This is a genomic window from Bradyrhizobium sp. CCBAU 25360, assembly GCF_028128695.1.
GTDB lineage: Bacteria > Pseudomonadota > Alphaproteobacteria > Rhizobiales > Xanthobacteraceae > Bradyrhizobium > Bradyrhizobium ottawaense.
This window is the reverse complement of sequence record NZ_LBJA01000033.1, coordinates 101,760-126,332: the sequence shown is the minus strand read 5'-3', so window position 1 is coordinate 126,332 and position 24,573 is coordinate 101,760. Positions and strand designations below refer to the sequence as shown.

Here is a 24,573-nt window from a genome sequence, read left to right as displayed (position 1 = left end):
GGATGATTTCATTGGTTAATTTGCCTGCCAGTCCCCTGCAGAGACCCCAGAACGATGCCCAGCCTCTTCCGCTTCCTGACGGTCGTCGCCGTGATCGCCGGCATCGTCTATGGCGTGGTCTTCGCACTGGCCAATTTCGTCAGTCCCAAGTCGCGGGAAATGACGGTGACGATCCCGCCGGACAAGTTTCTCAAGAAATAGACGCTGGTTGCACGCGTCAGGCGCCCGGCGAACTTCGCGTCAAAGCGAGGCGCAGCAGGCGCAAGAATAGCTGCGTATCTTCGAGAAGATTCTGGCCCGCGGCCTGCGCCTCCTTGATCCCTTCCATCGCCGCCACGATGATGCCGGCGAGGTCTGTCGGCGAGGCCTTCAAAGCGTCCAGGGTGATCGCATTCCGCGCTTGCGCATCGGCCAGTGCGCGAGCAAGCAAAGCCACCAACCGGGCGCGTGCGGCCAGCGTGATGTCCTTGGCCAGCGTCATATTGGCGTCGAACAGCTCTGCCGCGTCCGCGCTGCCGGCGAACGGCACGATCAAATCGCGCTGGAACGCTGCAATCGCCAGCTCGATCCGGCCGAACACGTCGCCGTCGCCGGCGAGCGCGGCTTCGACGCTGCGCATCGTCTTGGCATGCGCCCGCTCCGACCCGGCCCGAAACAATTCCTCCTTGCTGCCAAAGCTCAAATAGAGCGCCGCGCGCGAGATGCCCGCCGCCCGCGCGATGTCGGCCATCGACGTCTTGCGGAAGCCGTGGCGGACGAACACCGGCAATGCCGCCTCGAGAATTGCTCCGGCCTTGTGATCGCTGTCCTTCATCGAGACATATTGACAGTTCGAGTCCAATTCGTCAAAAGACGATTAGACAACTACAGTCTAATTGTCTAATTCGACTTGACCGGAGCAAGAGCTTGAAAAATCAAATGGATTCTCAACTTCCTCAACCGACCGCCACGGTCCTGGTGACCGGCGTCGGCGGATTTCTCGGCGGCCATGTCGCCAGCCAGCTGCTGGCGAGCGGCTATCGCGTGCGCGGGACCGTCCGCAGTCTGCACGCCTGCAACCGGATCCGGAGCCAGATTTGCGCGACCGCGCCTGCCGCCGGTGCGCTCAGTTTTGCCCGGGCGGATCTTTGCTCCGACGACGGATGGGACGACGCTCTGAAGGGCTGTCGCTATGTCATTCACACGGCCTCGCCATTTCCGGCGGGATTGCCTGACAACGCAGACGAGCTGATCCAGACCGCGCGCGACGGTGCACTCCGCGTGTTGCGCGCGGCCCATGACGCCGGCGTGGCACGCGTGGTGCTGACATCCTCGATCGCCGCCACCAATCACGGTAGCGGCCAGCCTCCCTACACCGAGAACGATTGGACCGATCCGACCAGCGCGCGGGCGACGCCCTATTACAAATCGAAAACGCTGGCCGAGCAGGCCGCGTGGAGCTTTGCGCGGAACAGCGGGCTCGATCTGTGCGTGATCAATCCCGGCATGATCTTCGGACCGCTGCTCGGCCCACAATACGGCACGTCCGTCGGACTGATCCAGCAAATGATGAGCGGCAAGTTGAAGCGTGTGCCGCGCTTTGGCTTTGCGGTCGCGGATGTGCGCGATGTGGCCGACGCCCATATCCGCGCGATGACCTGTCCTGATGCCGCCGGAGAGCGCTTCATCGTCGGCGGAGGTTTTTTCTGGTTGAGGGACTTGGCCGCGGTGCTGGCGACATCGTTTCCGGCTTATGCGGCCCGCTTGCCGCGCGGCGACGTGCCGAACTGGATGGTGAGGGCGCTGGCCCCGTTCAGCGGGCGCTCGCGCATGATCGTGCATGAGCTCGACCGCGACCTCAGCATCAGCGCCGCCAAGGCGCATCGCGTGCTGAACTGGCAACCACGGCCTGATGAGGATTGCATCCGGGCCAGCGCCCAAAGCCTGATCGACCATCGCTTGATCGCCACGCCGTAGACGGCTGGACCCCCTCGCCCACCCTTGCAGAACTGGAGAACCACCAATGACGACGCACGCGACCGACACGGACTCACCGCAAGCCGAGCACATCCGCAACACCGAACGGGCCCGGCTGCGCGCGCTGGTCGAGGGAGACATTGCGCAGGCGGAGCCGCTTCATGCACCGGAGTTTCAGTTGATAACGCCCATCGGCATGCCGCTCTCCAAGGGCGAATATCTGGGTGCGATCCAGAGCGGGCAGATCCAGTACCTGATGTGGGAACCCGGCGCGATCGCAGTCCGCCAGCAGAACGATCACGCCGTGATCCGATATCGCGCCAGGCTGGAGATCGTTTTTGCTGGCCACCGCGTTGCTCCTGCGGACTATTGGCACACCGACACTTACGAGCACCGCGAGGGGCGTTGGATGGTGGTCTGGTCGCAGGCGACGGCGATCAGCGAAATGGCCTAGAATTTCGAAGAGAGCGTTCGGGCCCGCTCGCCATTGCTGGTGAGTTTCTCAAGAAATAGGAGCTAGCCTCCCGGGCATGCGCACCAAGCCCTCAGATGCCAAGCTCACCGGCCTGTTCCTCGACATGCTCGCGGCGGAACAGGGCGCCGGACCCAACACGCTCGACGCCTATCGCCGCGACCTCACCGATTTCTCGGAATTTTTGGGCCGCGTCGGGCACAGCTTTGCCGACGCCGAGACGCAAAATTTGCGCGATTATCTCGCCGATCTCGATGCCCGCGGCTTCAAATCCACCAGCGTCGCGCGGCGGCTGTCGGCGATGCGGCATCTCTATCGCTTCCTGCTGAACGAACGCATCCGAGCTGAGGATCCCGCCGCGATCCTGTCCGGCCCCAAGCGCGGCCGCGGCCTGCCGAAGGTGCTGTCGATCGCCGATGTCGATCGCATGCTCCGCCGCGCCAAGGAATTGAGCGAGGCGCAAGATGCCTCGCCGTCGAAGCGGCTGCGCGCCTTGCGGTTGTATTGCCTGCTCGAGGTGCTCTACGCCACCGGCCTGCGCGTCTCCGAGCTGGTGGCGCTGCCGCGCTCGGCGGCCAAGCGCGACGCCCGCATGATCGTGGTGCGCGGCAAGGGCAACAAGGAGCGCCTGGTGCCGCTCAACGAGGCCTCGCGCCAGGCGATGGCGGATTATCTCGCGGCGACGGAAGCTGCGAAGACGGAGAAGAAGAAGGACAGCCTCGCCGCTTCCAAGTGGCTGTTCCCCTCGTTCGGCGAGAGCGGACATCTGACGCGCCAGCATTTTGCCCGCGACCTCAAGGAGCTCGCGGTCGCCTCGGGGCTGCAGGCGCGGCTGGTCTCCCCGCACGTGCTGCGCCATGCCTTTGCCAGCCACCTCCTGCACAATGGTGCCGATTTGCGCATCGTGCAGACCCTGCTCGGCCACACCGACATCTCGACGACGCAGATCTACACCCATGTGGTGGAGGAGCGGCTGAAGAGCCTCGTGCGCGACCTGCACCCGCTGGCGGAGAAGTGACTGTCGTCCCTGCGAACGCAGGGACCCATACCGCGTGATCTATCTGTGACAGCCGCTGTGAGTCCCACGGAAGGGCCTCTTCACTGCCAGTCTTCGCCAAACTTCTCCCTGTGGTTATGGGTCCCCGCGTGCGCGGGGACGACAGCAGAGGCCGAAACCGCCTTGACTTCGGCCACATCTCCGCAGAAAGAGCCGGGGCCTTCGCATGATTTGACGGGCCCGCCCGCAGCACACAGGTCAACTCATTGAAGAAGCTACACTTCTTTCCGTAGGTTCGAATCCGCTTCGCCGCCTCGCCCCGTTCTCCCTATATTGAGTTGATGCAAGACCAGATGCGCAGTTATCTCGACTTCGAAAAGCCCGTCGCCGAGCTCGACTCCAAGGTCGACGAGCTCAGGACGCTGGCGGCCTCCGGCACCGACATCTCCGATGAGATCGGGCGGATCGAGGACAAGGCGGCGCAGGCGCTGGCCGACCTCTATCAAAACCTGACGCCGTGGCAGAAGACGCTGGTCGCGCGGCATCCGCAGCGGCCGCATTTCAACGATTTCATCAAGGGCCTGATCACCGAATTCACCCCGCTCGCCGGCGACCGCAAGTTCGGCGAGGACGAGGCGCTGGTCGCCGGCTTCGGCCGTTTCCGCGGCGAAGCGATCTGCGTGATGGGCCAGGAAAAAGGCGATTCCACCGAAAGCCGCATCAAGCACAATTTCGGCATGGCGCGCCCCGAGGGCTACCGCAAATGCGTGCGGCTGATGGAGATGGCCGAGCGGTTCGGCCTGCCGGTGCTGTCGCTCGCCGATTCTGCCGGCGCCTATCCCGGCATCGGCGCCGAAGAGCGGGGCCAGGCCGAAGCGATCGCGCGCTCGACCGATGCCTGCATGGCGCTGACCGTGCCGAACGTCGCCATCATCACCGGCGAGGGCATGTCGGGCGGCGCCATCGCGATCACCACCGCCAACAAGGTGCTGATGCTGGAGCACGCCATCTACAGCGTGATCTCGCCGGAAGCGGCGTCCTCGATCCTCTGGCGCGATGGCACCAAGGCCCAGGAAGCCGCCAACAACATGAAGATCACCGCCCAGGACATGCTCCGCTTCGGGGTGATCGACAGCATTTTGAAGGAGCCGGTCGGCGGCGCCCACCGCGACCCCGCCGCCATGATCGCCACCACCGGGGACGCCATCGCCAAGGCCTTCGACGAGCTCCGGGGCCTCGACGGCGACGCCATCCGCAAGCAGCGCCGGCAGAAATTCCTCGATATCGGCCGGAAACTGAGCTGATTCGTCCCGATTCCGGTGCCGTAGGGTGGGCAAAGGCGCGAAGCGCCGTGCCCACGTCTTCGCATCAATGGGGCAGAACCTGGGCACGCTGCGCTTTGCCCACCCTACGAGACCTGTCGGGCCGCCCCCGGTAACCCCGCATTAACCCTTTTTTTGCCCAAATCAGCGATCTCAGTCCCAGATGGGCCGAATGGCCCAAGTAAGGCCCAAAGTCGCGTCCATTCAGTCTTCGTTGACCATGCCGATGGGCCAACGGGCTCGTGATCCCCGCTCGGGTTGCGACCACATGACCCAGAGGTTAGAATTTTAATCAATGGCTTCAGGGCATAAGCGCTGGGGCGTGAGCTGAAAAAGCCCGTCACGACGGGTCCGGTTCTCCGGTCGGATCATGCTCCATCAGAATTGGGGTTCGCGCTTTCTGCCCGGCACGGTGTGGGGTCCATCTTGATTTCTCGTTCGCTTGCTCGCGCGCTTTTGGCTTCGGTCGCGCTGATGACGGCCAGCGTCCTGCTGGCCGGCTGCGATACCGACCAGGTCTCGCTCGCGACCAACGCCAAGGCCAACCAGCCGGTGCCGCCAAAGCTTCTCGCCGCGATGGTCGAGAAGGACATGGATCTGCAATCGCCGATCCTGGTGCGCCTGTTCAAGCAGGAGGCCGAGCTCGAGGTCTGGAAGCAGGCCCGCAACGGCCAGTTCGCGCTGCTCAAGACCTATCCGATCTGCCGCTGGTCCGGCGACCTCGGACCGAAGGTGCGCGAAGGCGACCGCCAGGCGCCGGAGGGATTCTACTCGATCAACCCGAGCCAGATGAATCCGCAATCGGCCTATTACCTCTCGTTCAACACCGGCTATCCGAACGCGTTCGACAAGGCGCTGGGCCGCACCGGCTCGCAGCTGATGGTGCACGGCGACTGCTCCTCGCGCGGCTGTTACGCGATGACGGACGAACAGATCGCGGAGATCTATTCGCTCGGGCGCGAATCCTTCTTCGGCGGCCAGAAGGCGTTCCAGCTGCAGGCCTATCCGTTCAAGATGACACCGGTGAACATGGCCAAGCACCGGAACAATCCGAACATGCCGTTCTGGAAGATGATCAAGGAAGGCTATGATCATTTCGAGGTGACGCGGCAGGAGCCGAAGGTCGATTTCTGCGAGAAGAAGTACGTCTTCGACGCGGCGAAGCCCGCGGACGCAAAGCGCGATCCGGTGTTCGACGCCTCGGCAAAGTGCCCGGCCTATGTGATTCCCGAGGACGTCGTCGCCGCCGTGCGGGGCAAGCAAGCCAAGGACGAGGCGGAATACGCCAGGCTGGTCGCCAAGGGCACGCCGGTGGCGCGCATGAACACCGGCATCGACGGCGGCATGAACAAGATCTTTGCCGCAAAAATTCCGGAAGGCTCGACCGGCCTGTCCGAGGGCGCCGAAGGCACCACGCTGCAGATGCTGGCGATGGCGAAGGCGCCGGGCACGATCCCCGGCCACGTCAATCCGCCCAAGCCGAACCTCGACAGCGTGGCGTCCGCGCCTGCGCCGCAGGAAGAGCCCGTGGTCGCCGTCAGCGCCCCCGCGACCAGTGCCCGCGTCGCGTCGGCTCAGCCTGCCGAGAAGTCCGGTGGCTTCTTCTCTAACCTCGGCCGCAAGATGGGCATGGGCTCATCCGACACCACGGCCACCACCCCGCCGCCGCAAGCCACGGCATCCGTGGCCCCGGCCACCACGACCACGACGCCGCCGACCGCGGCGTCGAGGCTCAAGGCCGCAGTGACCCGGTTCGTGCCGGGCCATGACAAGTCCAAGGAAGCGGCGAAGGACGCGCCGAAGCCGGCTGCGACCGTGGCCGCCAAGCCCGCCGAACCGGCAAAGCAGCCCGACACCCGCCTCGCCGCAACGCGCCCGGCGCTGAAGCCATCGGTGGCGGATGGTGCGAGTGAAGCGACGCAGATCATGGGCGCCGCGCCGGTGGTGTCGTCGAACTCGTTCGACAGCCGCTTTGGGGCGGTGAAGTAGGCTTGAGCCAGCAGCTCTCTTAGAATCGCTAGGTCGAACGCCCGAAGCTATTCGCTTAGTCCATCATCGTCCGTTGCAACCACATATGTTCGCTTCAGCGGCAATAGCATTCTATACCTTGGTTCGAACTCTTCGTAATGATTGAAGATCAGCTTGATCAACTCGTCCCCGGACATGAGCCGAATATTTTGGTTGGCGCGCTCAAACTCAAGAGCCGGCGCTGAATAGCTGCCAAGCGTTACAAAGAGACCGTTCTCGTTATCTTGTATGTGCCCGTACAATTGCGCTACTTGCGGCTGGCCGATCGTGTTCAGGGTTTGCTTGCATTGGACTTTGACTACGTCCTTGAAGCCAAGCTCGTCTTTGTGAGCCAGAATATCTACGCCGCCATCTCCCGTCGCTTGAGTTACCCGACAGTGATAACCCATACGTTCCAGAAGATGGGCAACGAAGTACTCGAATTGTTGAAACGACAATCCCGACTTTAGCCGCTTGAGGACGAAATCCTCGACCTCCTCCTCCGCGAATGCCGCCGCGGCGCCTCCGGTTTCTGCATCCACGTCTTCACTGCGCAAAGGCTTCCCCTCGAACGCAGCCAAGAACTCGTCGGCGTTGTTCTTCACGCTAAACAGCGTCACCGCGGACCCAATCTCGTGCAGAGCGCCTTGAGAGAAGGTCGGCCGCGCGATCCGATGTGTCCATTTGACCCTTCGACGATTGGGACACTGCATCTCGTCCGCTGCAGCTAAGAACTGATAGTCGCCCTCTACTACGCCGAGGTTGACCATCCGATCCTCTTTCGAAGGATAGATGATTAAATCACCCCGCTTCATCTCATGGACAAATTTGAAGAGCGTACCCGCGACTACCGGAATGGCTCCTGGCTTGATGGTCGGATACGCTGCAGAAACCGCTTTCTTGTATGACTCTCGCTTTGGAGGTAACTTTGAAAGATCTCCCATCGAGAGCCACCCAATGGCGACAAAACCGTCGTCAATGGGCCGGGCCCCAAACCGCCGATTCATATGTATGCCCCAAATCGGGCGCTCCTCGGCCATCCACGTATTTCCTTTCGATGCGCCAGCAATGTTAGGACAGCCGCAATCGATTGACCATTCCGATAAACTAGAATCGCAGCCAATAGAACTGTAGGCAAAAAGAGGCCTCCATTTAACGGTCTCAGTTGCTCCGCGGCAAGGTCACTGGATAACACCCCTCTTTTCTCACTTCGGATAATTAAAATTTCTCTTTACCCGAACCGCGACACACCCTATACTCCCTCGCCATCTCATCCTGCCGGAAGGGGCGGGTCGCGATCGTCACGGTTCGTGGGATGAGTTGCGGTGGACGCGGGCGGTGTTGGCGCCAGGTGCGGTCGCAGGGCGGGTAGTCCCCGTGAGCGATCAGCGGGCGCGGTACGACAACGCTGGCTGCGTACGGCAAAATCGTGTGGTCCTGGCGCCCGCAGGCTGGCGTCAAGTCTCCGCGGTGGTGTGCGTGCCCGACCGGGTAGCGCACATCAGCGATCTCGCGAGGCGACGGGGGCAAGAGTGCATCGCTCCCCGGGGAGAGCGCGACATAAGCCGTCAAACCACTGCGCAGGGAAGGCCGGTTATCGGGCTGCACCTGTGTTTCCCCTGTGAGCGTCTATCTACGCATCATTGCACAGGGGCCCTCGGGTGCCAGCCGGTACCCGGCCTTCCCTGCGCCCTTCCGATTCCGAAGGGCGCCAGAAGCGAAGCAAAACCCGGGCGAAAAGCGCCGCGGGATCGCGATGTCATGTCGGCTGTTTGACGCTGGAAGAACCCGGGTGAGCGCGGATTAGCGAGGTGTCAGCCTTAGCTCGGAGAGCGAAGCCGGGAAGCGCTATCCGGCAATTTCGCGAGCGGACTCCCGCATCGTTCGCCGCGGCTCTCGCTCGGCCGAAAGTTACGCGTGCAAACCGCGTTGTCAGGACGTAATCAGATATCTTTCGACTGTCTCCGATAGAGCCAAAAGCATGCTGCAACGCACTTTCCTTCGTACGGTGATTTTTCTTTTCGTTCTGTCGGCGGTCGCAATTCCGGACCAGCACGCGCTGGCGGGACCACGCGACGATTTCAGGGGCACCGCCGTCGTCGAGCTGATGCAGAAATACGGCCACCCCGATCAGATCGTCCCTTTCGGCCGCAAGGACCAGGACCGCGCCTATCACTGGCGAATGAAGACGACGGCCACCTTCGAGGCAGCCGACCAAGGCGAGCGGCGCGGGGATTTCTTCTGCGATGTGACCGCCATCGTTGGGCAGAACGGGCGGGTCAAAACCTTCGAGGCCAGGCCCGCGGATGTCGGCGCCGGTGCCCTCGCATCCATCGAAGCCTTCGGGCCGCTGTGCCGCAAGGCATTCGGCTCACGACCGAACCGGACTCGCGGCGAAAAACTGGCCAGGATGCGGCTTTGAGCAGCGGAGGTTGAACAGAGCGGTCCATGGCATCCTTCTACGCAGAGAACCACCTTCGACACATCGCCGGGCTGGAAAAGCGCCACGGTCCGATCAGCGACGAGGTCGTCACAGCCCTGCGCACGCTGATCAAGCTGATCTGTCGTAGCGAGGACCCGGTCGAGGCCATCCCCTTTCTCGACCGCTGCATCTCGATCCAGGAGAGCCTGCATGGGCCGCAGTCCGTCCTGGGCGACCTCGATGAATGGATCGGCCATGCAGGCCGCGTCGACTTCAAATTGGTCGAGCCGTTTCAGCTGCGGCGGCTGGCTATCAGGACCAGGCTCTCCGGCGAGCACAGTTGGCAGGCCGCCGAGGAATGCGAAGCCATCGCCCGGAAATGGGCCTCCGCCGGGGATTATTCCCGCGCCAGGGCTTTTCTGGAGCGAAGCATCTCGATCCTGGAGAAGGTCCACGGCGCCGTCAGCGTCGAAGTGGCAGCCGCCGTCGACACGCTCGCCGAGATCGGCGCGCGCCTGGCGAAATGGGCGGACGCCGAGACGAATCTGCAGCGCAGCCTGCATCTGAAAGAGAAGATATTCGGGAAGAGAAGCGAGGAAGCGGCCCGGACGCTGCTCACCTCCGCCATCGTCCATGCCAATTCCTGCAAACTGCAGCGACACGGGGCCAAATTCGAGAGTCTGCGCAAAGCCGTGACCGCCTTCGCGTCCGGTCTCGACATCATCGAGGAACGATTTGGACCGGACAGCCTGGAGGTTCAGAAGGCTCTCGAAGCCATGATATCGGCCTATCTCGACTGTGGAGAGTTCTGGAAGGCCGAGCCTTTGCTGAAGCGGCTGCTGGAGATCTGCGAGCGGACTTATGGAGACGACGCTGCGGCCCTGCTCTGGATCCTGGCGGAGCTCGCCACGGGTTATGCGCGCGAACGGGTGGAAGATGCCGAGCCGGTCCTGGAGCGGGGCTTCGCGGTGCTGCGGACCTTCCTCGATGCCGGCAAGCCGATCTTTCGTCGCAGCATCCTGGACATGGCCGGCAACCGGAAGGTGCTCTACGGCGGCAGTCAGAAAGGCGTGCTCGAGACGCTGGTCCAGGCGTCGGAGACGTTTCGCGACAATCTGCGAAAGCGATGGGGAGCGTAGGTGGACCTCGGATGACAGATTACGACACCTGGAAGCTGCAATGCCATTGCTGCGGCAAGACCTCCGAGCATTCCGTGCTGATGAGCTCGAACTCGTTCGGCTCTCGCGACCTCGACCAGAGGCCGCCGAAAATGTACCGCTGGACCATCGCAAGCTGGCTTCAGGAATGCCCCTATTGCGGCTACGTCGCCCCGAGCATCGACAAGGGCGACGCGAAGGCGCGGAGCTTCCTCGATACCGCCGAATTCCGCGCCGCCTCGCTCGACCCTGCGCCCGACCCGGTATCGCGCCGCTTCCTGGTGCGCGCCGCGCAGCACGCCTATGACGGAGAACGCAGATCGGCATTCCTGAGCACGCTGTCGGCGGCATGGGTGGCCGACGACAGCAACCGGCCGTCCGACGCGGCTGCACTCCGCCTCAGAGCCGCCGGTCATCTCGAGGGGCCCCGGATCACCTCGATCGATACCCGCCTGCTGCTGCTAGACGTGCTGCGACGGGCATCGAGCTGGGAAGCCGCCGAGGCGCTGACCGCCGAATTGACGGCCGAAGAGCTGGACTATCCCTTTGCCGAGATCGTTGCCTTCCATCGCGACAAGATCGCGGCCAGGGATGACCAGCGACATACGATCGGCCAGGCGCTCGAGGGCAAGCCGCCGCCGCCGGTCGCGGTCGAGGACCCGGAGCTGCTCAAAGCCATCGCACGGCACATCAAGATCGTTCCGAACCCGCGAAGGACGTGACCATGAAGGCCGCCCTTGCCTTTGCCGTTGCACCTGCCTTGGCTCTCCTTGCGGCTCCTTCTTTCGCTGCGGGAAGCTGGAAGCTGGAATTCGACAATCGCGATCTTCCCTCGCTGAGCTACAGGGATCAGGGCAAGGTGACGTTCATGCTGGGCTGCGGACGCGCTCTGGGCCTGCATGCAAGATATCCCGGAGAGGCCGGCCGCGCCGGAAAGGCAACGATCACGATCGGAAACGGCCGCAAGTCAATCAAGCTCGCTGGCGAATTCGAGGAGATTTCGGCAGACGACGACGCGACCAATTTTGTCCAATGGGATCTGGGCTACTCGAGGCAGGACCCCGAGCTGTTCGGCAAGCGCTGGAAGCGGGCCCAGGCGCGCCTGCTCGGCCTGATGGAGAGAGCGTCGCCGCTGACGATTTCGAGCAGGACGACGAGCTACCAACTTCCCAGGATCGATGCGGCCGGCTGGCGGGCCGCCATCGAAAGGTGCGGCGGCTAGACCACAATCGCCTTCAAGAAGGAACTTTCCGTGATTGGGCACTCTCGCGCGACCCGCCTTTCGGTTTCGGTCAGCGCCCTCTTTCTCGCCGCGATTTCGATCGTCTCGGCCGCTCGGGCGGGCGATTACTGGGAGCCGAAGAGTTACGCACCCGTGACCGACCCCGCGAAGAAAAAGCAGATTCACGATGACGGAGCCGCCATATGGAGAGAAGGCAACGAGGTGTACGAAGCCGGAGACTACAAGAAGGCAATCGAGATATTCCAGCGGTCGATCGTCAAGTATCAGATCCTTCGCCTGACTGACGACATCGAGATCGTCAAACGCGCGATAAAAGCGTCAGCCTGCTTGGATCGGCGCAAGTCCACCGATATCAACCAGCTCAAGGAGCTCATCGGGGAGCATGAAGACAAGACGTCGGGCTCGATGACTCCCTACCCGAATTCATGCCTGCCTTTTCCTGAGTTGGTGGCGGCGGTGCAAAAACGGATTGCGGCTCTTCAGAACACAAACAGATGACTCTGGACCTTTGCTCTTCGGCCGTTCATTCCTCGAGGCTCGCCGCACGATGACCGGACCAGCGGCACGTAGACCGGATGAGCGAAGCGATATCCGGGGATGCTGCGAATGCCCCCGCATGTCGCTTCGCTCATGGGGGCTACGGCAGCTCGAGCTACGGCGCCAGATACCGCATCAGCTCCGGATTGCCCCGCACCTCGCCCGCCTCTCCCTGCAGCGCGACGCGGCCGCGGTCGAGCACGTAGGCGTAGTCGGCGACGCGCAGCGCGAGGTCGAGGTGCTGCTCGACGATGATGACGGCGATGCTCTTGGCGAGCTCGATCAGGCGTTCGGTGATCTCCTCGATGACGCCGATCCAGACGCCTTCGGTCGGCTCGTCCAGCAGCAGCAGTTTTGGATCGCCGAGCATGGCGCGGCCGATCGCCAGCATCTTGCGCTCGCCGCCGGACAGCGTGCCGGCGGGCTGGTCGAGGCGCTGGCCGAGCTTCGGGAAGATGGTCAGCACCTGGTCGACCGCGTCTGCCTTCTTGCTCGCGAGCGAGCCGACGGAGAGATTGTCGCGCACCGACAGGCGCGCGAACACCGAATGCTCCTGCGGCACGTAGCCGATGCCGGCGCGCACGCGCTCCTGGGTGGCGCGGCGACTGATGTCGCGGCCGTCGAAGGCGACCTCGCCCTTCCAGGCCGGCAATTCGCCGACGATGGTCTTCATCAGCGTAGTCTTGCCGGCGCCGTTGCGCCCGAGCACGGCGACGCCGCCGCGCCAGGGAATGCCGAGGGTGACGTCGAACAGCACCTGGCTGCGGCCATAGCCGGCATCGAGATGTTTGATGTCCAAAAATTCAGGCACGGCGCAGATAAATCTCCTGGACGGCTTTGTTGGCCTGGATCTCGGACACGGTACCAGACGCCAGCACCTTGCCCTGGTCGAGCACGGTGAGGCGATCGCAGATGTCGCGGATGAAATCGAGGTCGTGTTCGACGATGACGAGCGAGCAATGCTGCTTGATCGGCTGAAGCAGTTCGCCGGTGACGCGGCGCTCCTCCAGGCTCATGCCGCCGGTCGGCTCGTCGAGCAGCAGCAATTTCGGCTTGCCGGCAAGCGCCATCGCGATCTCCAGCCATTGCTGCTGGCCGTGCGACAGCGCCGCTGCGGCCTCGAAGGCGCGATTCGCGAGGCGGAACTGCGTCAGCATGGTCATGACCTGGTCGTGCAGCGCGGCTCTCGTGCGCGAGAACACGAGGTCGACCAGCGAGGACTGCGCCTGCAGCGCGAGCAGGATGTTGTCGTACAGCGTCAGCGACGGCAGCACGCTGGTGATCTGGAATTTCAGGCTCATGCCGGCGCGGGCGCGCTCGGTCGGCGTGAAGGCGGTGATGTCGGTATTGACGAACGACACCTTGCCCTGCGTCGGCACCTCGGCGCCGGCGATGCACTTCATCAGCGTGCTCTTGCCGGAGCCGTTCGGACCGATCAGGCCGTGGAATTCGTTGGCGCCGACGCTGAGCGCGGCACCGTCGAGCGCGGTGAGCTTGCCGAAGATTTTCGTGATGCCGGCGGCCTCAAGGAGCATCGCGATGCTCCCCGACGTTTTCCTTGGCCTTGGCACCGAAGCTGCCGACTCGCTCGCGCTCCCCGAGCACGAAGCTGATCAGGCCCAGCGGCCGGAACAGGATGACGAGCAGCAGCAGCAAGCCCAGAATGATCGGCCAGATGTCGCGATAATTGTCCGAGAGCCAGAAGCTGACGCCCTCGACGATGACGGCCCCGATGACGGCGCCGATCAGCGTGCCGGAGCCGCCGAAAAGCACGTAGAGCACGACCTGGGTCGAGACGACGACGCCGACCATGTTGGGCCAGACGAAACCCTCGTGGAAGGCGTAGAGGCTGCCGGCAAGCCCGGCAACGCCGCCGCCGATGGTGAAGATGATCGCCTTGAGGTGCTGCGCCTTGTAGCCGAAGAAAGCGATGCGCTGCTCGTTCTCGCGCAGGCCGGCGAGCGCGAGGCCGAATTGCGAACGCACCAGGAAACGGCAGAGCAGGTAGACCACGACCAGGATGCCGAGCACGAGATAATAGAACGCCGGTCCTTCCGTGAACTCGTAAGTCCCGAGCGACATCGGCGCGATCGAGGGGATGCCGTTCTGGCCGCCGAGATAATACCAGCCGCGCGCCAGGCGATCGGCGGCGTAGGAGCCGGTCAGCGTGCCGAGCGAGACGAAGATCACGCTGGAGGGATGCCGTCCGAGCAGCAGGAAGCCGCCAAGCAGCAGCGCGAAGGTGAGGCCGATGATGGTGCCCGCCGGCAGCACCAGGAAGATGTTGGTGATGTCGAGGTCGCGCGCGAGCAGCGCCACGCCATAGCCGGCCGAGCCGAAGAACAGGGCCTGGCCGAAGCTCATGATGCCGGCATAGCCCCAGACCAGATCGAACGACAGCGCGAACAGCGCCAGAATGATCACGCGCGTCGCGAACACCGTGAGATAGTCCTGCAGCAGCAGCGGCGCGAGCAGCGCCGCGACCAGCACGACGCCCTCGACGATCGGCAGCACTTTCCGCGCCGACGCTCGCTTCGCCGTCCGATCGCTATCCATGGCGACGTCCGCCTCCCCGCCGATCTCGGCGGGGATCGCCTGTTTCACTGCGCCCATCGACTTCAGCATTCCACTTCAGCATTCCACTTCAGCATTCCTTGGGATCGACGAGGCCGTTGCTGCGCCCGACGATCTCGTAGTTTCCGCCCTTGGCGACCGCGGTGTACATCTTCATCTTGCAGTGCCGCTTGCCCGGCACCATCTCGGCAGGCCCGCCCGGACCTTCGGCGATCTTGGCATGGTCGAGCGCCGCCGCGACAGACTCACGATCGATCTTGCCGGCTTCCTTCACCGCGGCCTCCCACAGCTTCAGACCGCGATAGGTGCCGGTCGCCGCACTGCCGGCGGCGAACAGGAAGTTGCCGGGAAAATCCTTCTCGTAGGCCGCCTGGATTTTGGCGTCGAACGGGTTCTCCTTGGTCAACACCTTGAAATAGTCGAGGCAGCTGGCGAGTCCCTCGATCTCCGCGGCCTGATTGATGTTGAGCGTGTTCTCGTCATAGTAGACGCAGGCGAGCCGTCCGCCGTTCTTGAGGAAGCCCGCTTCATAGAGCTGCTTGAAGAACGGGCCGACGCCCGGCGGGATGACGGTGTTGAAGACGACGTCGACCTTGTTGGAGATGATGCGGTTGACGGTCGCGGAGAAATCCACCTGGTCGAGCGGGTAGTATTCCTCGAACACGACCTCGCCGCCATTCGCCTCGATCACCTTGCGGGCATAGACGTTGAGCGTGTGCGGCCAGACGTAGTTGGCGCTCGGCAGCGCGAACTTCTTGCCGCCGTTCTTGATCAGCCAGGGGATGAACTCGTCGCATTGCTGCGCCGGCGTCGGCCCGGTGCAGAACAGATAGGGCGTGCACTCCTTGCCCTCGTAGAGCTGCGGATAGATGTAGAGCGTCTTGCCGCGCGCCACGATGGGATCCTTGATCGCGTTGCGCATCGAGGAGGTGATGCCGCCCAAGACCATGTCGACCTTATCGCGCTGGATCAGCTTGCGCACATTGCCGACGGCGACGGATTCGTTGGAGGCGGTGTCCTCGATGTAGAGCTCGACCGGACGGCCGAGCAGACCGCCGGCGGCATTGATCTCCTTGATCACCATTTTGGCGACGTTGGCGTCGGCATTGCCGGCATAGGCGATCGGGCCGGTGAGGTCGGTCGCGATGCCGACCTTGATCGGAGCCTCTGCGGCATTGGCCCAGGGCGCCGGAATCACCCAGCTGCCGACCCCGGTTGCGACCGCGCCGGAGGCAAAGGCAAAATTGGAGAGGAAGCGGCGACGTGAGAGCTGCGTGCGATCGAACATGACTAAACCCCTTTTCCAGCGATGAGGCCCTGTGGGCGGAATTTGATGAAGACAATGGCAAGGACGAAGACGAGCACGTCGGCGACGACGGGCGCCATTACCCAGGGCAGCGCGGCGCTGAGCGTGCCGATGACACCGGCGCCCGCGACCGGCCCGATGAAGGAGCCGACGCCGCCGACCATGACCGCGACGAAACCCTGGATCAGGAAGCGCAGGCCGAGATCGGCGTAGAGGCTGAACACCGGAACGATCAGCGCACCGGCAAGGCCGGCGAGCGCGGAGCCGAACGCGAAGGTGGCGCCGTACATCAGGGGCGTGGAAATGCCCGAGGCCCGCGCCAGCGATGGATTCTCGAGCGTGGCGCGCATGCGCAGACCAAAGTTGGTGCGCGACAGCAGCAGATAGCAGCCGGCCATCACCAGAAGCGTGATGACGATGATGGTGAAGCGCCAGGCCGAGATGTGCATGGCGCCGATGTCGATCGAGCCGCCGATCGGCTCGGGCACGGTGAGATAAAAGCCGCCGATCAGGCCGCGCACGGATTCGCGGATGATCAGGCCGAGCGCATAGGTGCCGAGCATCGCCACGATCGGCGCGGCGTAGAATCTCCGGATGATCAGCGCCTCCAGCACGAAGCCGAGCGCGCCGACGACGAAGGGCGCCGCGACCATGCCGGCCCAGATCGGCAGGCCCTTGGCGTAGGCGAGATAGGTGATGTAGGCCCCGAGCAGGACGAACTCGCCCTGCGCGAAGTTGAAGATGCCCATCATGCTGGCGATGATCCCGAGCCCCAGCACGATCAGGACGATGATCGCACCGAAGCTCAGGATCTCGAACGCCGCGACGAACGCGTTAGCCATGCTTTGCTGTTCCGCTCGTCTTCACTGAGGCCCCGCTCACATCTTCTTCCAGTCGCCGATCTGCTCGAAGGCGTGCGCGGCGCGGTAGATGGTGGATTCCTCGAACATGCGGCCGACCAGCATCAGCCCGACCGGCAGGCCATCGACCATGCCGCAGGGCAGCGACATCGCGGGATGATGGGTGATGTCGAACGGCGCGGTGTTGGAGATCATCTCGAGGGCGCGGGCGACGTACTCCTCGCGGCTGGCATTGGGCTCCGGCAGCTTGGTCGCCTTCATCGGCGTGGTCGGCATCAGCAGCAGATCGTAGTCCCCGAACGCCTTGTCGTAGGCCGCGGTCAGCCGGCGCGAGATGTTGAGCGCCTTGCCGTAGAAGCGTGGACCGAAATTGTTGTTGATGTAGGTGCCGAGCATCATGAACAATTTCGTGGTTTCGGACAGCGAATCGGCCTGGCGGCGCCAGCCGCGATGGAAATCCATCAGCGAGGTCGAATAGAGATCGCCGCGGCTGAGGCCGTAGCCGTCGCCGAACATCATGGTCTGGGTCAGGCCTTCGGTGCCGATCGGGGTCCAGATCGCACCGCCCAGGAGGTGCATCGGGATCGACACCGTCTCGACGGTGGCGCCGATATCCTTGAAGCGCTTTGCGGCCTCGCGCACGCTTTCATTCACGGCGGCTTCTGCAACCGGCTGTTCAAAACCTTCCTTGACGATGCCGATCTTCATGCCCTTGACGCCCTGGCCGAGCGCCTTGGTGTACTCCTCGACCTTTGGCGACTTGATGCGCGGATCATAGCCGTCGTCGCCGGCGAGCACTTCGAGCAGCAGCGCGTTGTCGGCGACCGTCGCCGTCATCGGCCCGGTATGGTCGACATAGATCTCGATCGGCATGATGCCGGTATAGGGCACGAGACCCCAGGTCGGCTTCATGCCGTAGATGCCGCAGAACGAGGCCGGCATGCGGATCGAGCCGCCCTGATCGCCGCCGATCGCCATGTCGACCTCGCCGAGCGCGACCACGACGCCCGAGCCCGACGACGATCCGCCGGCCGAGTAGCCCATCTTGTGTGGATTGTGCACTGGCCCGTAGGACCCGGTGTGGCTGCCGCCGGACAGGCAGAAGTGCTCGCAATGCACCTTGCCGGCGATCTCGGCGCCGGCATCCAGCATGCGCGTGACGATGGTGGCGTCGAAATCGGGGACATAGCCTTCCAGCGTCGACGAGCCATTCGTCATGGGAACGCCGGCCAGCATGATGTTGTCTTTCAGCGCGACGGTCTTGCCCTTGAGCTTGCCGCTCGCGGCGCCCTTCACGGTCGACTTGCGATACCAGGCGTTGCGGGGGTTCTCCTCAGCCGAGGGGCGATAGCCCGGGGTGCGCGGATATTTCACCTCGGGCACCTCGTCCGGCATCGCGGCAACGAGATTGTAGGCCTCGATCGAGCCCTGCATCAGGCCGCGGAACGAGGCGACGTCGTCATCGGTGAGCGAAAGGCCGCATTGCTCGGCGACACTGCGCAATTGGGCGGGGGTGGGAAGGACAACTGTCACGGCGCTCTCCTCTGAGGCTTCTTGGTCCCTGGCGTTGGACGGAGTCTCGCGGTCGCGCTTGCACAAGCGCGGCCCGTTCGGCTTCGCGTCGATATTACAGACGGAAATATTTTCCTTTTCAAGTATTATTTCGCGAAGCCGCTGCGACGTATCAACAGCCGCCCCTCAAAGCGTCTTGATGATCTTGAAGTCGAGACCGTCGGCTTCAGCGAGGTACATCGGCATCTCGGCGCGCCCGTCGCGAAGAACCACGGGACCGCGGCCCGCCGAGTAAACGGTGTTGCGTGCGGCCTTCAGCAGCGGACGAAAGGCCAGCGACCCGGCACGATTGGCCACCGACTCCAGGAACCGCAACCCCTCATAATTCGACTGGCCGACCGAGCCGACCGGCGGCGCGTGCGGGCCGAACATGGCCTGGTAGCCACCGAGGAACTCGTCATTGGCACGCGAGGCCATACAGTTGAAATAGCCGGAGGCGCAGAACAAATTCTCGGTGTTGTCGGCGCCGATGCCGAGCAGCACGGTCTCGTCCATCGCGCCGGCAAGCCGCAGCGTCGAGGTCGCAAGGCCGGCTTCCGCGAAGGCGCGATTGAAGGTGATGCTGTCGGTGCCGATCAGCGAGATCAGCACGACATCGGGCTTGGCGGCGCGGATGCGCGCCAGATGCGGCTCGTGATTGTCCTCGCCGACGGGGACAAATTCCTCGCCGACGACCTGGCCGCCGGCCTCCTTGATGTAGCGCTTCACCGCGCGATGCGACTGCCAGGGCCAGACATAGTCGCTGCCGATCAGATACCAGCGCGCCGCCTTCTTGACGTCCGCCAGCCAGTGGATCGACGGCCGGCTCTGCCAGCGCGGCGTCTCGCCGATCGCCATCACGCCCGGCGTGCGCTCGCCGCCTTCATAGACGGGAGTGTAGATGTAGGGGATGCGGTTGCCGGTGACCTTGCGCAAAGCGACACGGACGGCGCTGATATGCGAGCCCATGATCAGGTCGACCTCGTCGAAGGCGATCGCCTGCTCGGCGCGTTGCACGACGTCTTCGATCGGGCCGCCGGAATCGTAGATCGAGAGCTCGAGCTCGCGCCCCAGGATGCCGCCGCGCTTGTTGATCTCGGCGACCGCGAGCATGGCGCTGTTGGTGGAGGTCGGGCCCCAGATTCCGGGCGAGCCGGTGAAGGTGAGGAAATTGCCGATGCGCAGCTTGTTGCGCGCGCCGCGGCGTTTCATGACATGCGTGTCAAACGGCGACAGGTCGAAATCCGCTGCCGCGGACGACAGATTCCTGAACAGCAAAGACGGTGGCAACGCCGGACCGCCATGAGCCGGGAAGTTTACCGTCGCGCGCACGCCAACTCCTGTCTGGCACCAGACCTGAAAGCACATTGAGCAGGCGGCCGCGGCTTCCGCCCTTTTGTTGTGCAATGATCCTATTTTGAAAATATTGAATATTCAAGAATTGAAGTGCATATAGATGCAGCATCGATTGCAAGACATTCACTCAATTAGGTCAAGACAAAGTCTTAGCCGTGGCAAAACCGTCGAAAGAAAACACCCCGATCACCGAACACCTCGCTTATTTGCTCGCGCAAGCCAACCGGGAGATCAACCGGCAGCTCGAGCTGCGGTTGAGCAAGGAAGGCGTGCCGGTCGAGCAGTGGCGCATCCTGAAGGTGCTGTCCGATGGCAACGGCCATTCGATGGGCGAGCTTGCGGGCGCCGTGCTGCTCAACCATCCGACGCTGACCAAGATGATCGACCGCATGGTCTCCGACACGCTGGTCTATCGCGTGCAGGACCCGGGCGACCGCCGCAAGGTGCTGATGTTCATCTCCGACCGCGGCAAAGTGTTGTGCAAGAAGCTCAACTCGCTCGCGGTCGACCAGGAGGAGCACATCCTGGAGAGCTACGGTGACAAGTCGACGAGCGAGCTCAAGCGGCTGCTGGAGAGCTTGATCGACAGCTCGAATTAGACCTCGTGAATTGGAGCGTGGGGGCCCTGCGAAGCCGACACACTCATCTGCCATTCAATGCATGGAGAGAGGACCTCCATGAAAGCACGCGCGTTGGTCACGCTGGCATTGGTGGCGCTCACAGAGCGCAGCAGGCCTTATTCAGTTCTCAAGGCTCGCCCTCGCGTCCAGGCGGAGAATGAGCAGGCGCCGCATAACTGCATCATCGCCAGCACGAGAGGGGATAGCGTTGGCCGTTCCATGTCGTCCAGCCCGCGGACTTGTTGCTGACCGGTTTGGCTAAATACCATTTATTGCCGTCGGCATGGTTGAAGTACACGCCGCCCTGCGTTCCGCTGCGTGGATTTGTTAACCTCACCCATCGCGAGCCATTATCTGAGAAGCTGCCTGCCCAGCGTGCTCCCGAGCTGGTGGTGCAAGTGTCGCCGTTACAGCTTGTCTGACTGTCATCAACGGCGGCCCATTTCATCCGGGCCGACCGGCCGTCTATGTTGCACGACCATGTTCCGCCCCACCATCCGCCCACTTGGCTCGCAGGGGCGGGACCGCAAGCGTAGAAACTCAGGGCAAGAACACACAAGGTGGTTGGCAGCGCGCGTTTGGACATTGCTGGCTCCCAATTTTCGGCCCCCGTGCGATTCAATCAAAACACGGATTGAGCTCATTAGAGGTGATCCAGATCACAATGAGCAGTGGCAAAATATTGGATGGTTACCCCAAGGCGATCCCCGAGACACGATGCCGCGCTTTGACCGTCGGCTTTCCAGGCTTCAGCTGCGCAGCCGGACGAGCGAGTGGCCGCCGACAATCTGCTGCAGCGGCACCCGGGAGTGACCAAAGGAACAGGCGCTGCAGGCCACGCGCATGGAACAGGGCGATGCTTCTCACGAGGGTGATGAACGGGCCAAGTACCTGTTCGCTCAACATCGGGGCTGGTTGCCAGGTGGGCAAAGCGTGCTCAGCCGCGCGTGACGGAAGCCAGACCCCCTGACAAATGTGAGCCAGCCATCCTCAATGGCGTGTGCCTACCATTCGTGATGCACCTGAAGATCAGCAGGCACCATATGGATCGGAAGCATTTCAATCCCTCGCGAACTCGAAGGCCAATACAGCACCGCGAGTTCGCTGGGTATTGAGATCATCGATCAGGCATACCGCCCGTGGCAGTGCTTGTACTTCTTGCCTGAGCCGCACGGGCAATCCTCGTTGCGGCCGACCTTGCCCCAGCTTGCCGGGTTCTTCGGATCGCGCAACGCTGCATCGCTGGCCTGAGCGCCGAGCGTGACGCTGGCGAGCGCCATTTCGTCCTCGCCGGTGTTCGGGTCGAACTTGTGCGCCTCCATCGGCGGCAGGACGGGCGCTTCCTGCTCCGGCGGAACGATCTCGACCCGCATCAGCTGCGCCGTGACGGCCTCGCGCAAGTGAGCGCTCATCTCCTGGAAGAGATTGAAGGCTTCGGTCTTGTACTCCTGCAAGGGATCGCGCTGGCCGTAACCGCGCAGCCCGATGACCTGGCGCAGATGGTCGAGCATGATCAGATGCTCGCGCCAGAGATGGTCGAGCGTCTGAAGCAAAATGGTCTTCTCGACGTAACGCATCACGTCGGGACCCCATTGCGCCACCTTGGCCGCCATGTGCTCGTCGGCCTTGGTCTCGATGCGCGTGAGCAGCTCCTCGTCGGCGATGCCTTCTTCCTTGGCCCATTCGTCGACCGGCAGGTCGAGATCGAGCACGCGCTTCAATTCGTCCTTCAGGCCGGCGACGTCCCACTGCTCGGCATAGGCATGCTCCGGCACGTGCTTGGCGACGAGGTCGTCGATGAAGGCGTGACGCATGTCGGTGACGGTCTCGGCGACGCTCTCGTCCTTCATCAGGTCGACGCGCTGGTCGAAGATCACCTTGCGCTGGTCGTTCTGGACGTTGTCGAACTTCAGGAGGTTCTTGCGGATGTCGAAGTTGCGCGCCTCGACCTTCTGCTGCGCCTTCTCCAGCGCCTTGTTGATCCAGGGATGGATGATGGCCTCGCCCTCTTGCAGGCCGAGACGCTGGAGCATGCTGTCGAGGCGATCCGAGCCGAAGATGCGCATCAGATCGTCTTCCAGCGACAGGAAGAATTTCGAGCGGCCGGGATCGCCCTGACGGCCGGAACGGCCGCGCAGCTGATTGTCGATACGGCGGGATTCGTGGCGCTCGGAGCCCATGATGTAGAGGCCGCCGGGCTTGGTCACGGTCTTGGCGGGCTTGTTGCCCTTCGCCGGCTCGATCTCGACGATCTCTTCAGCCTTCAGCACGATGTCGCGGAAGCGCTCGACGTCGGCCTTGATCTGCTCGATCTTCCTGGCTTTCTCGGCCTCGTCCTCGATGCCCGCGGTCTCCTTCGGGATGCGCATCTCGAGCGAGCCGCCGAGCTTGATGTCGGTACCGCGACCGGCCATGTTGGTCGCGATCGTGATCGCGCCGGGCACGCCGGCTTCCGCGACGATATAGGCTTCCTGCTCGTGGAAGCGCGCATTCAGCACCGCGAACAGTTTCGCCGGCTTGCCGGCGCGCGCGGCAGCGTAGAGCTTGTCGAGCGCGTTCTCCTTGCCGAAATCGATCTGCTTGTAGCCGTTCTGCTTGAGAAACTCGGCCAGCACTTCCGACTTCTCGATCGACGCCGTGCCGACCAGCACCGGCTGGAGTCGCGAATTGGCCCGCTCGATCTCGGCGAGGATGGCCGCGTATTTTTCCTTGTGGGTGCGATAAACCTCGTCGTCCTCGTCGAGGCGGCCGATCGGCACGTTGGTCGGGATCTCAACGACTTCGAGCTTGTAGATGTCGAAGAGCTCGTCGGCTTCGGTCAACGCCGTGCCGGTCATGCCGGCGAGCTTCTCGTACATCCGGAAATAGTTCTGGAAAGTGATCGAGGCCAGGGTCTGGTTTTCCGGCTGAACCTGCACGTGCTCCTTGGCTTCCAGCGCCTGGTGCAGACCCTCGGAATAGCGGCGGCCCTGCATCATGCGTCCGGTGAACTCGTCGATGATGACGACCTCGTCGTCGCGGACGATGTAGTCCTTGTCGCGCGTGAACAGCGTGTGCGCGCGCAGCGCCTGGTTGATGTGGTGCACGACGGAGACGTTCTCGACGTCGTAGAGCGACTCGCCCTTGAGCTGGCCGGCATCGCGCAGCAGGGTCTCGATCTTCTCCATGCCGGCTTCGGTCAGCGTCACCGTGCGCTGCTTCTCGTCGACCTCGTAGTCGGTCTTGTCGAGCTTGGGCAGGAAGCCGTCGATGGTGTTGTAGAAATCGGAGCGGTCGTCGAGCGGACCGGAGATGATCAGCGGCGTGCGCGCTTCGTCGATCAGGATGGAATCGACCTCGTCGACGATGGCGAAGAAGTGCGGGCGCTGGACCATGTCCTCGAGCCGGTACTTCATGTTGTCGCGCAGATAGTCGAAGCCGTATTCGTTGTTGGTGCCGTAGGTGATGTCGCAGGCATAGGCCGCCTTGCGCTCGGCATCGTCGAGGCCGTGCACGATCACGCCGGTGGTCATGCCGAGGAAGCCGTAGATCTGGCCCATCCAGCCGGAGTCGCGGCGGGCGAGGTAGTCGTTGACGGTGACGACGTGGACGCCCTTGCCGGCGAGCGCGTTGAGGTAGACCGCGAGGGTCGCGACCAGCGTCTTGCCTTCGCCGGTCTTCATCTCGGCGATATCGCCCTCGTGCAGCACCATGCCGCCGATCAGCTGGACGTCGAAATGGCGCTGGCCGAGCGTACGCTTGGCGGCCTCGCGCACGGTGGCGAAGGCGGGGACCAGCAGCTCGTCCAGCGTCTTGCCCTCGGCGAGCTGCTTCTTGAAGTCGGCGGTGCGGGCCTTGAGCGCCTCGTCGGAGAGCTGCGAGACCTCTCCTTCCAGCGCGTTGATCGCGTTGACGCGGGACTGATATCCCTTCACCCGCCGGTCGTTGGCGGAGCCGAAAAACTTGCGGGCGAGCGCGCCGATCATGCCTAGTTCCTGTGTTCGCGATTCAAACGCGTTGCAGCCAAGAAGTTGTCACCCGCCTGCCTATCAACTCACCGTGACGCCTGATGGCGTCAGAGCCCGGACTGCGGGGGGTCATCCGCCATATGGGTGGGAATTGGGCAAGTCTGGGTTCAACGGCCAAAAACGCAGCAAAATAAACGCCATCGCCATGGTCGCGACCGGGCAGAGATATGGCCCGGTCAGGGCCTT

The 24,573-nt window shown here is 63.2% G+C and carries 24 protein-coding genes; 12 read left to right on the top strand and 12 right to left on the bottom strand.

The window, feature by feature from the left end; genetic code table 11:
- The first annotated feature begins 54 nt into the window (after positions 1–54).
- Entirely contained in the window at positions 55–201 is a 147-nt protein-coding gene (locus tag XH81_RS10460; protein WP_014439243.1) for a hypothetical protein, read from the top strand.
- A gap of 16 nt (positions 202–217) precedes the next feature.
- On the opposite strand, the gene XH81_RS10455 is transcribed toward XH81_RS10460, so the two are convergent.
- Entirely contained in the window at positions 218–814 is a 597-nt protein-coding gene (locus XH81_RS10455; protein WP_028141868.1) for a TetR/AcrR family transcriptional regulator, read from the bottom strand.
- Positions 815–918: 104 nt separating this feature from the next.
- Here XH81_RS10455 and XH81_RS10450 point away from each other — a divergent pair, with 104 nt between their 5' ends.
- The 5 genes from XH81_RS10450 (at position 919) to XH81_RS10430 (ending at position 6,736) form a co-directional block, all read left to right on the top strand.
- On the top strand, positions 919–1,956 hold the full coding sequence (locus XH81_RS10450; protein WP_028141869.1) for an SDR family oxidoreductase: 1,038 nt from the start codon (positions 919–921) through the stop codon (positions 1,954–1,956).
- 46 nt (positions 1,957–2,002) lie between these two features.
- A complete protein-coding gene (locus XH81_RS10445) occupies positions 2,003–2,410 on the top strand; it encodes a nuclear transport factor 2 family protein (protein WP_028141870.1) in 408 nt (135 codons plus the stop codon).
- Positions 2,411–2,486: 76 nt separating this feature from the next.
- On the top strand, positions 2,487–3,446 hold the full coding sequence (xerD, locus tag XH81_RS10440) for a site-specific tyrosine recombinase XerD (RefSeq protein WP_028141871.1): 960 nt from the start codon (positions 2,487–2,489) through the stop codon (positions 3,444–3,446).
- 320 nt (positions 3,447–3,766) lie between these two features.
- Positions 3,767–4,729, top strand: a complete 963-nt coding sequence (locus XH81_RS10435; protein WP_028141872.1) for an acetyl-CoA carboxylase carboxyltransferase subunit alpha — start codon at positions 3,767–3,769, stop codon at positions 4,727–4,729.
- 492 nt (positions 4,730–5,221) lie between these two features.
- Positions 5,222–6,736 (top strand): L,D-transpeptidase family protein, encoded by a 1,515-nt coding sequence (locus XH81_RS10430; RefSeq protein WP_271596166.1) that lies wholly within the window; start codon positions 5,222–5,224, stop codon positions 6,734–6,736.
- Positions 6,737–6,783: 47 nt separating this feature from the next.
- Here the strand turns inward: XH81_RS10430 and XH81_RS10425 are convergent, their stop codons facing one another.
- The gene (locus XH81_RS10425; RefSeq protein ID WP_271596165.1) at positions 6,784–7,794 is read right to left on the bottom strand and encodes a restriction endonuclease; all 1,011 of its coding nucleotides are present in this window, start codon (positions 7,792–7,794) and stop codon (positions 6,784–6,786) included.
- A 941-nt stretch (positions 7,795–8,735) separates the two neighbouring features.
- On the opposite strand from XH81_RS10425, the gene XH81_RS10420 reads away from it, so the two are divergent.
- Genes XH81_RS10420 through XH81_RS10400 form a run of 5 tightly spaced genes read left to right on the top strand, consistent with a single transcriptional unit; the run spans position 8,736 to position 12,074 of the window.
- Positions 8,736–9,176, top strand: a complete 441-nt coding sequence (locus tag XH81_RS10420) for a hypothetical protein (RefSeq protein ID WP_097669147.1) — start codon at positions 8,736–8,738, stop codon at positions 9,174–9,176.
- A gap of 26 nt (positions 9,177–9,202) precedes the next feature.
- Positions 9,203–10,315, top strand: a complete 1,113-nt coding sequence (locus XH81_RS10415) for a tetratricopeptide repeat protein (RefSeq protein WP_097669146.1) — start codon at positions 9,203–9,205, stop codon at positions 10,313–10,315.
- An 11-nt stretch (positions 10,316–10,326) separates the two neighbouring features.
- A complete protein-coding gene (locus XH81_RS10410; RefSeq protein WP_097669145.1) occupies positions 10,327–11,055 on the top strand; it encodes a hypothetical protein in 729 nt (242 codons plus the stop codon).
- A gap of 2 nt (positions 11,056–11,057) precedes the next feature.
- The gene (locus XH81_RS10405; protein ID WP_097669144.1) at positions 11,058–11,555 is read left to right on the top strand and encodes a hypothetical protein; all 498 of its coding nucleotides are present in this window, start codon (positions 11,058–11,060) and stop codon (positions 11,553–11,555) included.
- A 30-nt stretch (positions 11,556–11,585) separates the two neighbouring features.
- Positions 11,586–12,074, top strand: a complete 489-nt coding sequence (locus XH81_RS10400) for a hypothetical protein (protein ID WP_097669143.1) — start codon at positions 11,586–11,588, stop codon at positions 12,072–12,074.
- 154 nt (positions 12,075–12,228) lie between these two features.
- Here XH81_RS10400 and XH81_RS10395 read toward each other — a convergent pair whose 3' ends face one another.
- The 8 genes from XH81_RS10395 to XH81_RS10360 form a co-directional block, all read right to left on the bottom strand.
- Complete coding sequence (locus XH81_RS10395; RefSeq protein ID WP_097669142.1) at positions 12,229–12,924, bottom strand: branched-chain amino acid ABC transporter ATP-binding protein; 696 nt, start codon at positions 12,922–12,924, stop codon at positions 12,229–12,231.
- Entirely contained in the window at positions 12,917–13,648 is a 732-nt protein-coding gene (locus tag XH81_RS10390) for an ABC transporter ATP-binding protein (protein WP_028141880.1), read from the bottom strand. Before XH81_RS10390 ends, XH81_RS10395 begins: the two co-directional genes overlap by 8 nt.
- Positions 13,638–14,738, bottom strand: coding sequence for a branched-chain amino acid ABC transporter permease (locus tag XH81_RS10385; RefSeq protein WP_028141881.1), 1,101 nt, complete (start codon positions 14,736–14,738; stop codon positions 13,638–13,640). Before XH81_RS10385 ends, XH81_RS10390 begins: the two co-directional genes overlap by 11 nt.
- A gap of 19 nt (positions 14,739–14,757) precedes the next feature.
- Positions 14,758–15,975 (bottom strand): substrate-binding protein, encoded by a 1,218-nt coding sequence (locus tag XH81_RS10380; protein WP_028141882.1) that lies wholly within the window; start codon positions 15,973–15,975, stop codon positions 14,758–14,760.
- 2 nt (positions 15,976–15,977) lie between these two features.
- Entirely contained in the window at positions 15,978–16,835 is an 858-nt protein-coding gene (locus tag XH81_RS10375) for a branched-chain amino acid ABC transporter permease (protein WP_028141883.1), read from the bottom strand.
- Positions 16,836–16,871: 36 nt separating this feature from the next.
- Positions 16,872–18,386, bottom strand: coding sequence for an amidase (locus XH81_RS10370; protein ID WP_028141884.1), 1,515 nt, complete (start codon positions 18,384–18,386; stop codon positions 16,872–16,874).
- Positions 18,387–18,551: 165 nt separating this feature from the next.
- Positions 18,552–19,736, bottom strand: a complete 1,185-nt coding sequence (locus tag XH81_RS10365) for a substrate-binding domain-containing protein (RefSeq protein ID WP_028141885.1) — start codon at positions 19,734–19,736, stop codon at positions 18,552–18,554.
- Positions 19,627–19,878 (bottom strand): hypothetical protein, encoded by a 252-nt coding sequence (locus tag XH81_RS10360; protein ID WP_162130963.1) that lies wholly within the window; start codon positions 19,876–19,878, stop codon positions 19,627–19,629. The genes XH81_RS10365 and XH81_RS10360 overlap by 110 nt, the downstream gene beginning before the upstream one ends.
- Before the next feature lie 37 nt (positions 19,879–19,915).
- Between XH81_RS10360 and XH81_RS10355 the strand changes: the two genes are divergently transcribed.
- The gene (locus XH81_RS10355) at positions 19,916–20,359 is read left to right on the top strand and encodes a MarR family winged helix-turn-helix transcriptional regulator (RefSeq protein WP_018320557.1); all 444 of its coding nucleotides are present in this window, start codon (positions 19,916–19,918) and stop codon (positions 20,357–20,359) included.
- 202 nt (positions 20,360–20,561) lie between these two features.
- On the opposite strand, the gene XH81_RS38720 is transcribed toward XH81_RS10355, so the two are convergent.
- Positions 20,562–20,966, bottom strand: a complete 405-nt coding sequence (locus tag XH81_RS38720) for a DUF6006 family protein (protein ID WP_369426469.1) — start codon at positions 20,964–20,966, stop codon at positions 20,562–20,564.
- A 538-nt stretch (positions 20,967–21,504) separates the two neighbouring features.
- Entirely contained in the window at positions 21,505–24,345 is a 2,841-nt protein-coding gene (gene secA / locus XH81_RS10350) for a preprotein translocase subunit SecA (protein WP_028141886.1), read from the bottom strand.
- Positions 24,346–24,573 lie beyond the last annotated feature (228 nt).

Bases quoted from the DNA above. Each gene is read 5' to 3' on its own strand.
- XH81_RS10460 (WP_014439243.1), top strand. From the start codon at position 55: ATGCCCAGCCTCTTCCGCTTCCTGACGGTCGTCGCCGTGATCGCCGGC.
- XH81_RS10455 (WP_028141868.1), bottom strand. From the start codon at position 814: ATGAAGGACAGCGATCACAAGGCCGGAGCAATTCTCGAGGCGGCATTG.
- XH81_RS10450 (WP_028141869.1), top strand. From the start codon at position 919: ATGGATTCTCAACTTCCTCAACCGACCGCCACGGTCCTGGTGACCGGC.
- XH81_RS10445 (WP_028141870.1), top strand. From the start codon at position 2,003: ATGACGACGCACGCGACCGACACGGACTCACCGCAAGCCGAGCACATC.
- xerD (WP_028141871.1), top strand. From the start codon at position 2,487: ATGCGCACCAAGCCCTCAGATGCCAAGCTCACCGGCCTGTTCCTCGAC.
- XH81_RS10435 (WP_028141872.1), top strand. From the start codon at position 3,767: ATGCAAGACCAGATGCGCAGTTATCTCGACTTCGAAAAGCCCGTCGCC.
- XH81_RS10430 (WP_271596166.1), top strand. From the start codon at position 5,222: ATGACGGCCAGCGTCCTGCTGGCCGGCTGCGATACCGACCAGGTCTCG.
- XH81_RS10425 (WP_271596165.1), bottom strand. From the start codon at position 7,794: ATGGCCGAGGAGCGCCCGATTTGGGGCATACATATGAATCGGCGGTTT.
- XH81_RS10420 (WP_097669147.1), top strand. From the start codon at position 8,736: ATGCTGCAACGCACTTTCCTTCGTACGGTGATTTTTCTTTTCGTTCTG.
- XH81_RS10415 (WP_097669146.1), top strand. From the start codon at position 9,203: ATGGCATCCTTCTACGCAGAGAACCACCTTCGACACATCGCCGGGCTG.
- XH81_RS10410 (WP_097669145.1), top strand. From the start codon at position 10,327: ATGACAGATTACGACACCTGGAAGCTGCAATGCCATTGCTGCGGCAAG.
- XH81_RS10405 (WP_097669144.1), top strand. From the start codon at position 11,058: ATGAAGGCCGCCCTTGCCTTTGCCGTTGCACCTGCCTTGGCTCTCCTT.
- XH81_RS10390 (WP_028141880.1), bottom strand. From the start codon at position 13,648: ATGCTCCTTGAGGCCGCCGGCATCACGAAAATCTTCGGCAAGCTCACC.
- XH81_RS10385 (WP_028141881.1), bottom strand. From the start codon at position 14,738: ATGCTGAAGTCGATGGGCGCAGTGAAACAGGCGATCCCCGCCGAGATC.
- XH81_RS10380 (WP_028141882.1), bottom strand. From the start codon at position 15,975: ATGTTCGATCGCACGCAGCTCTCACGTCGCCGCTTCCTCTCCAATTTT.
- XH81_RS10375 (WP_028141883.1), bottom strand. From the start codon at position 16,835: ATGGCTAACGCGTTCGTCGCGGCGTTCGAGATCCTGAGCTTCGGTGCG.
- XH81_RS38720 (WP_369426469.1), bottom strand. From the start codon at position 20,966: ATGTCCAAACGCGCGCTGCCAACCACCTTGTGTGTTCTTGCCCTGAGT.
- secA (WP_028141886.1), bottom strand. From the start codon at position 24,345: ATGATCGGCGCGCTCGCCCGCAAGTTTTTCGGCTCCGCCAACGACCGG.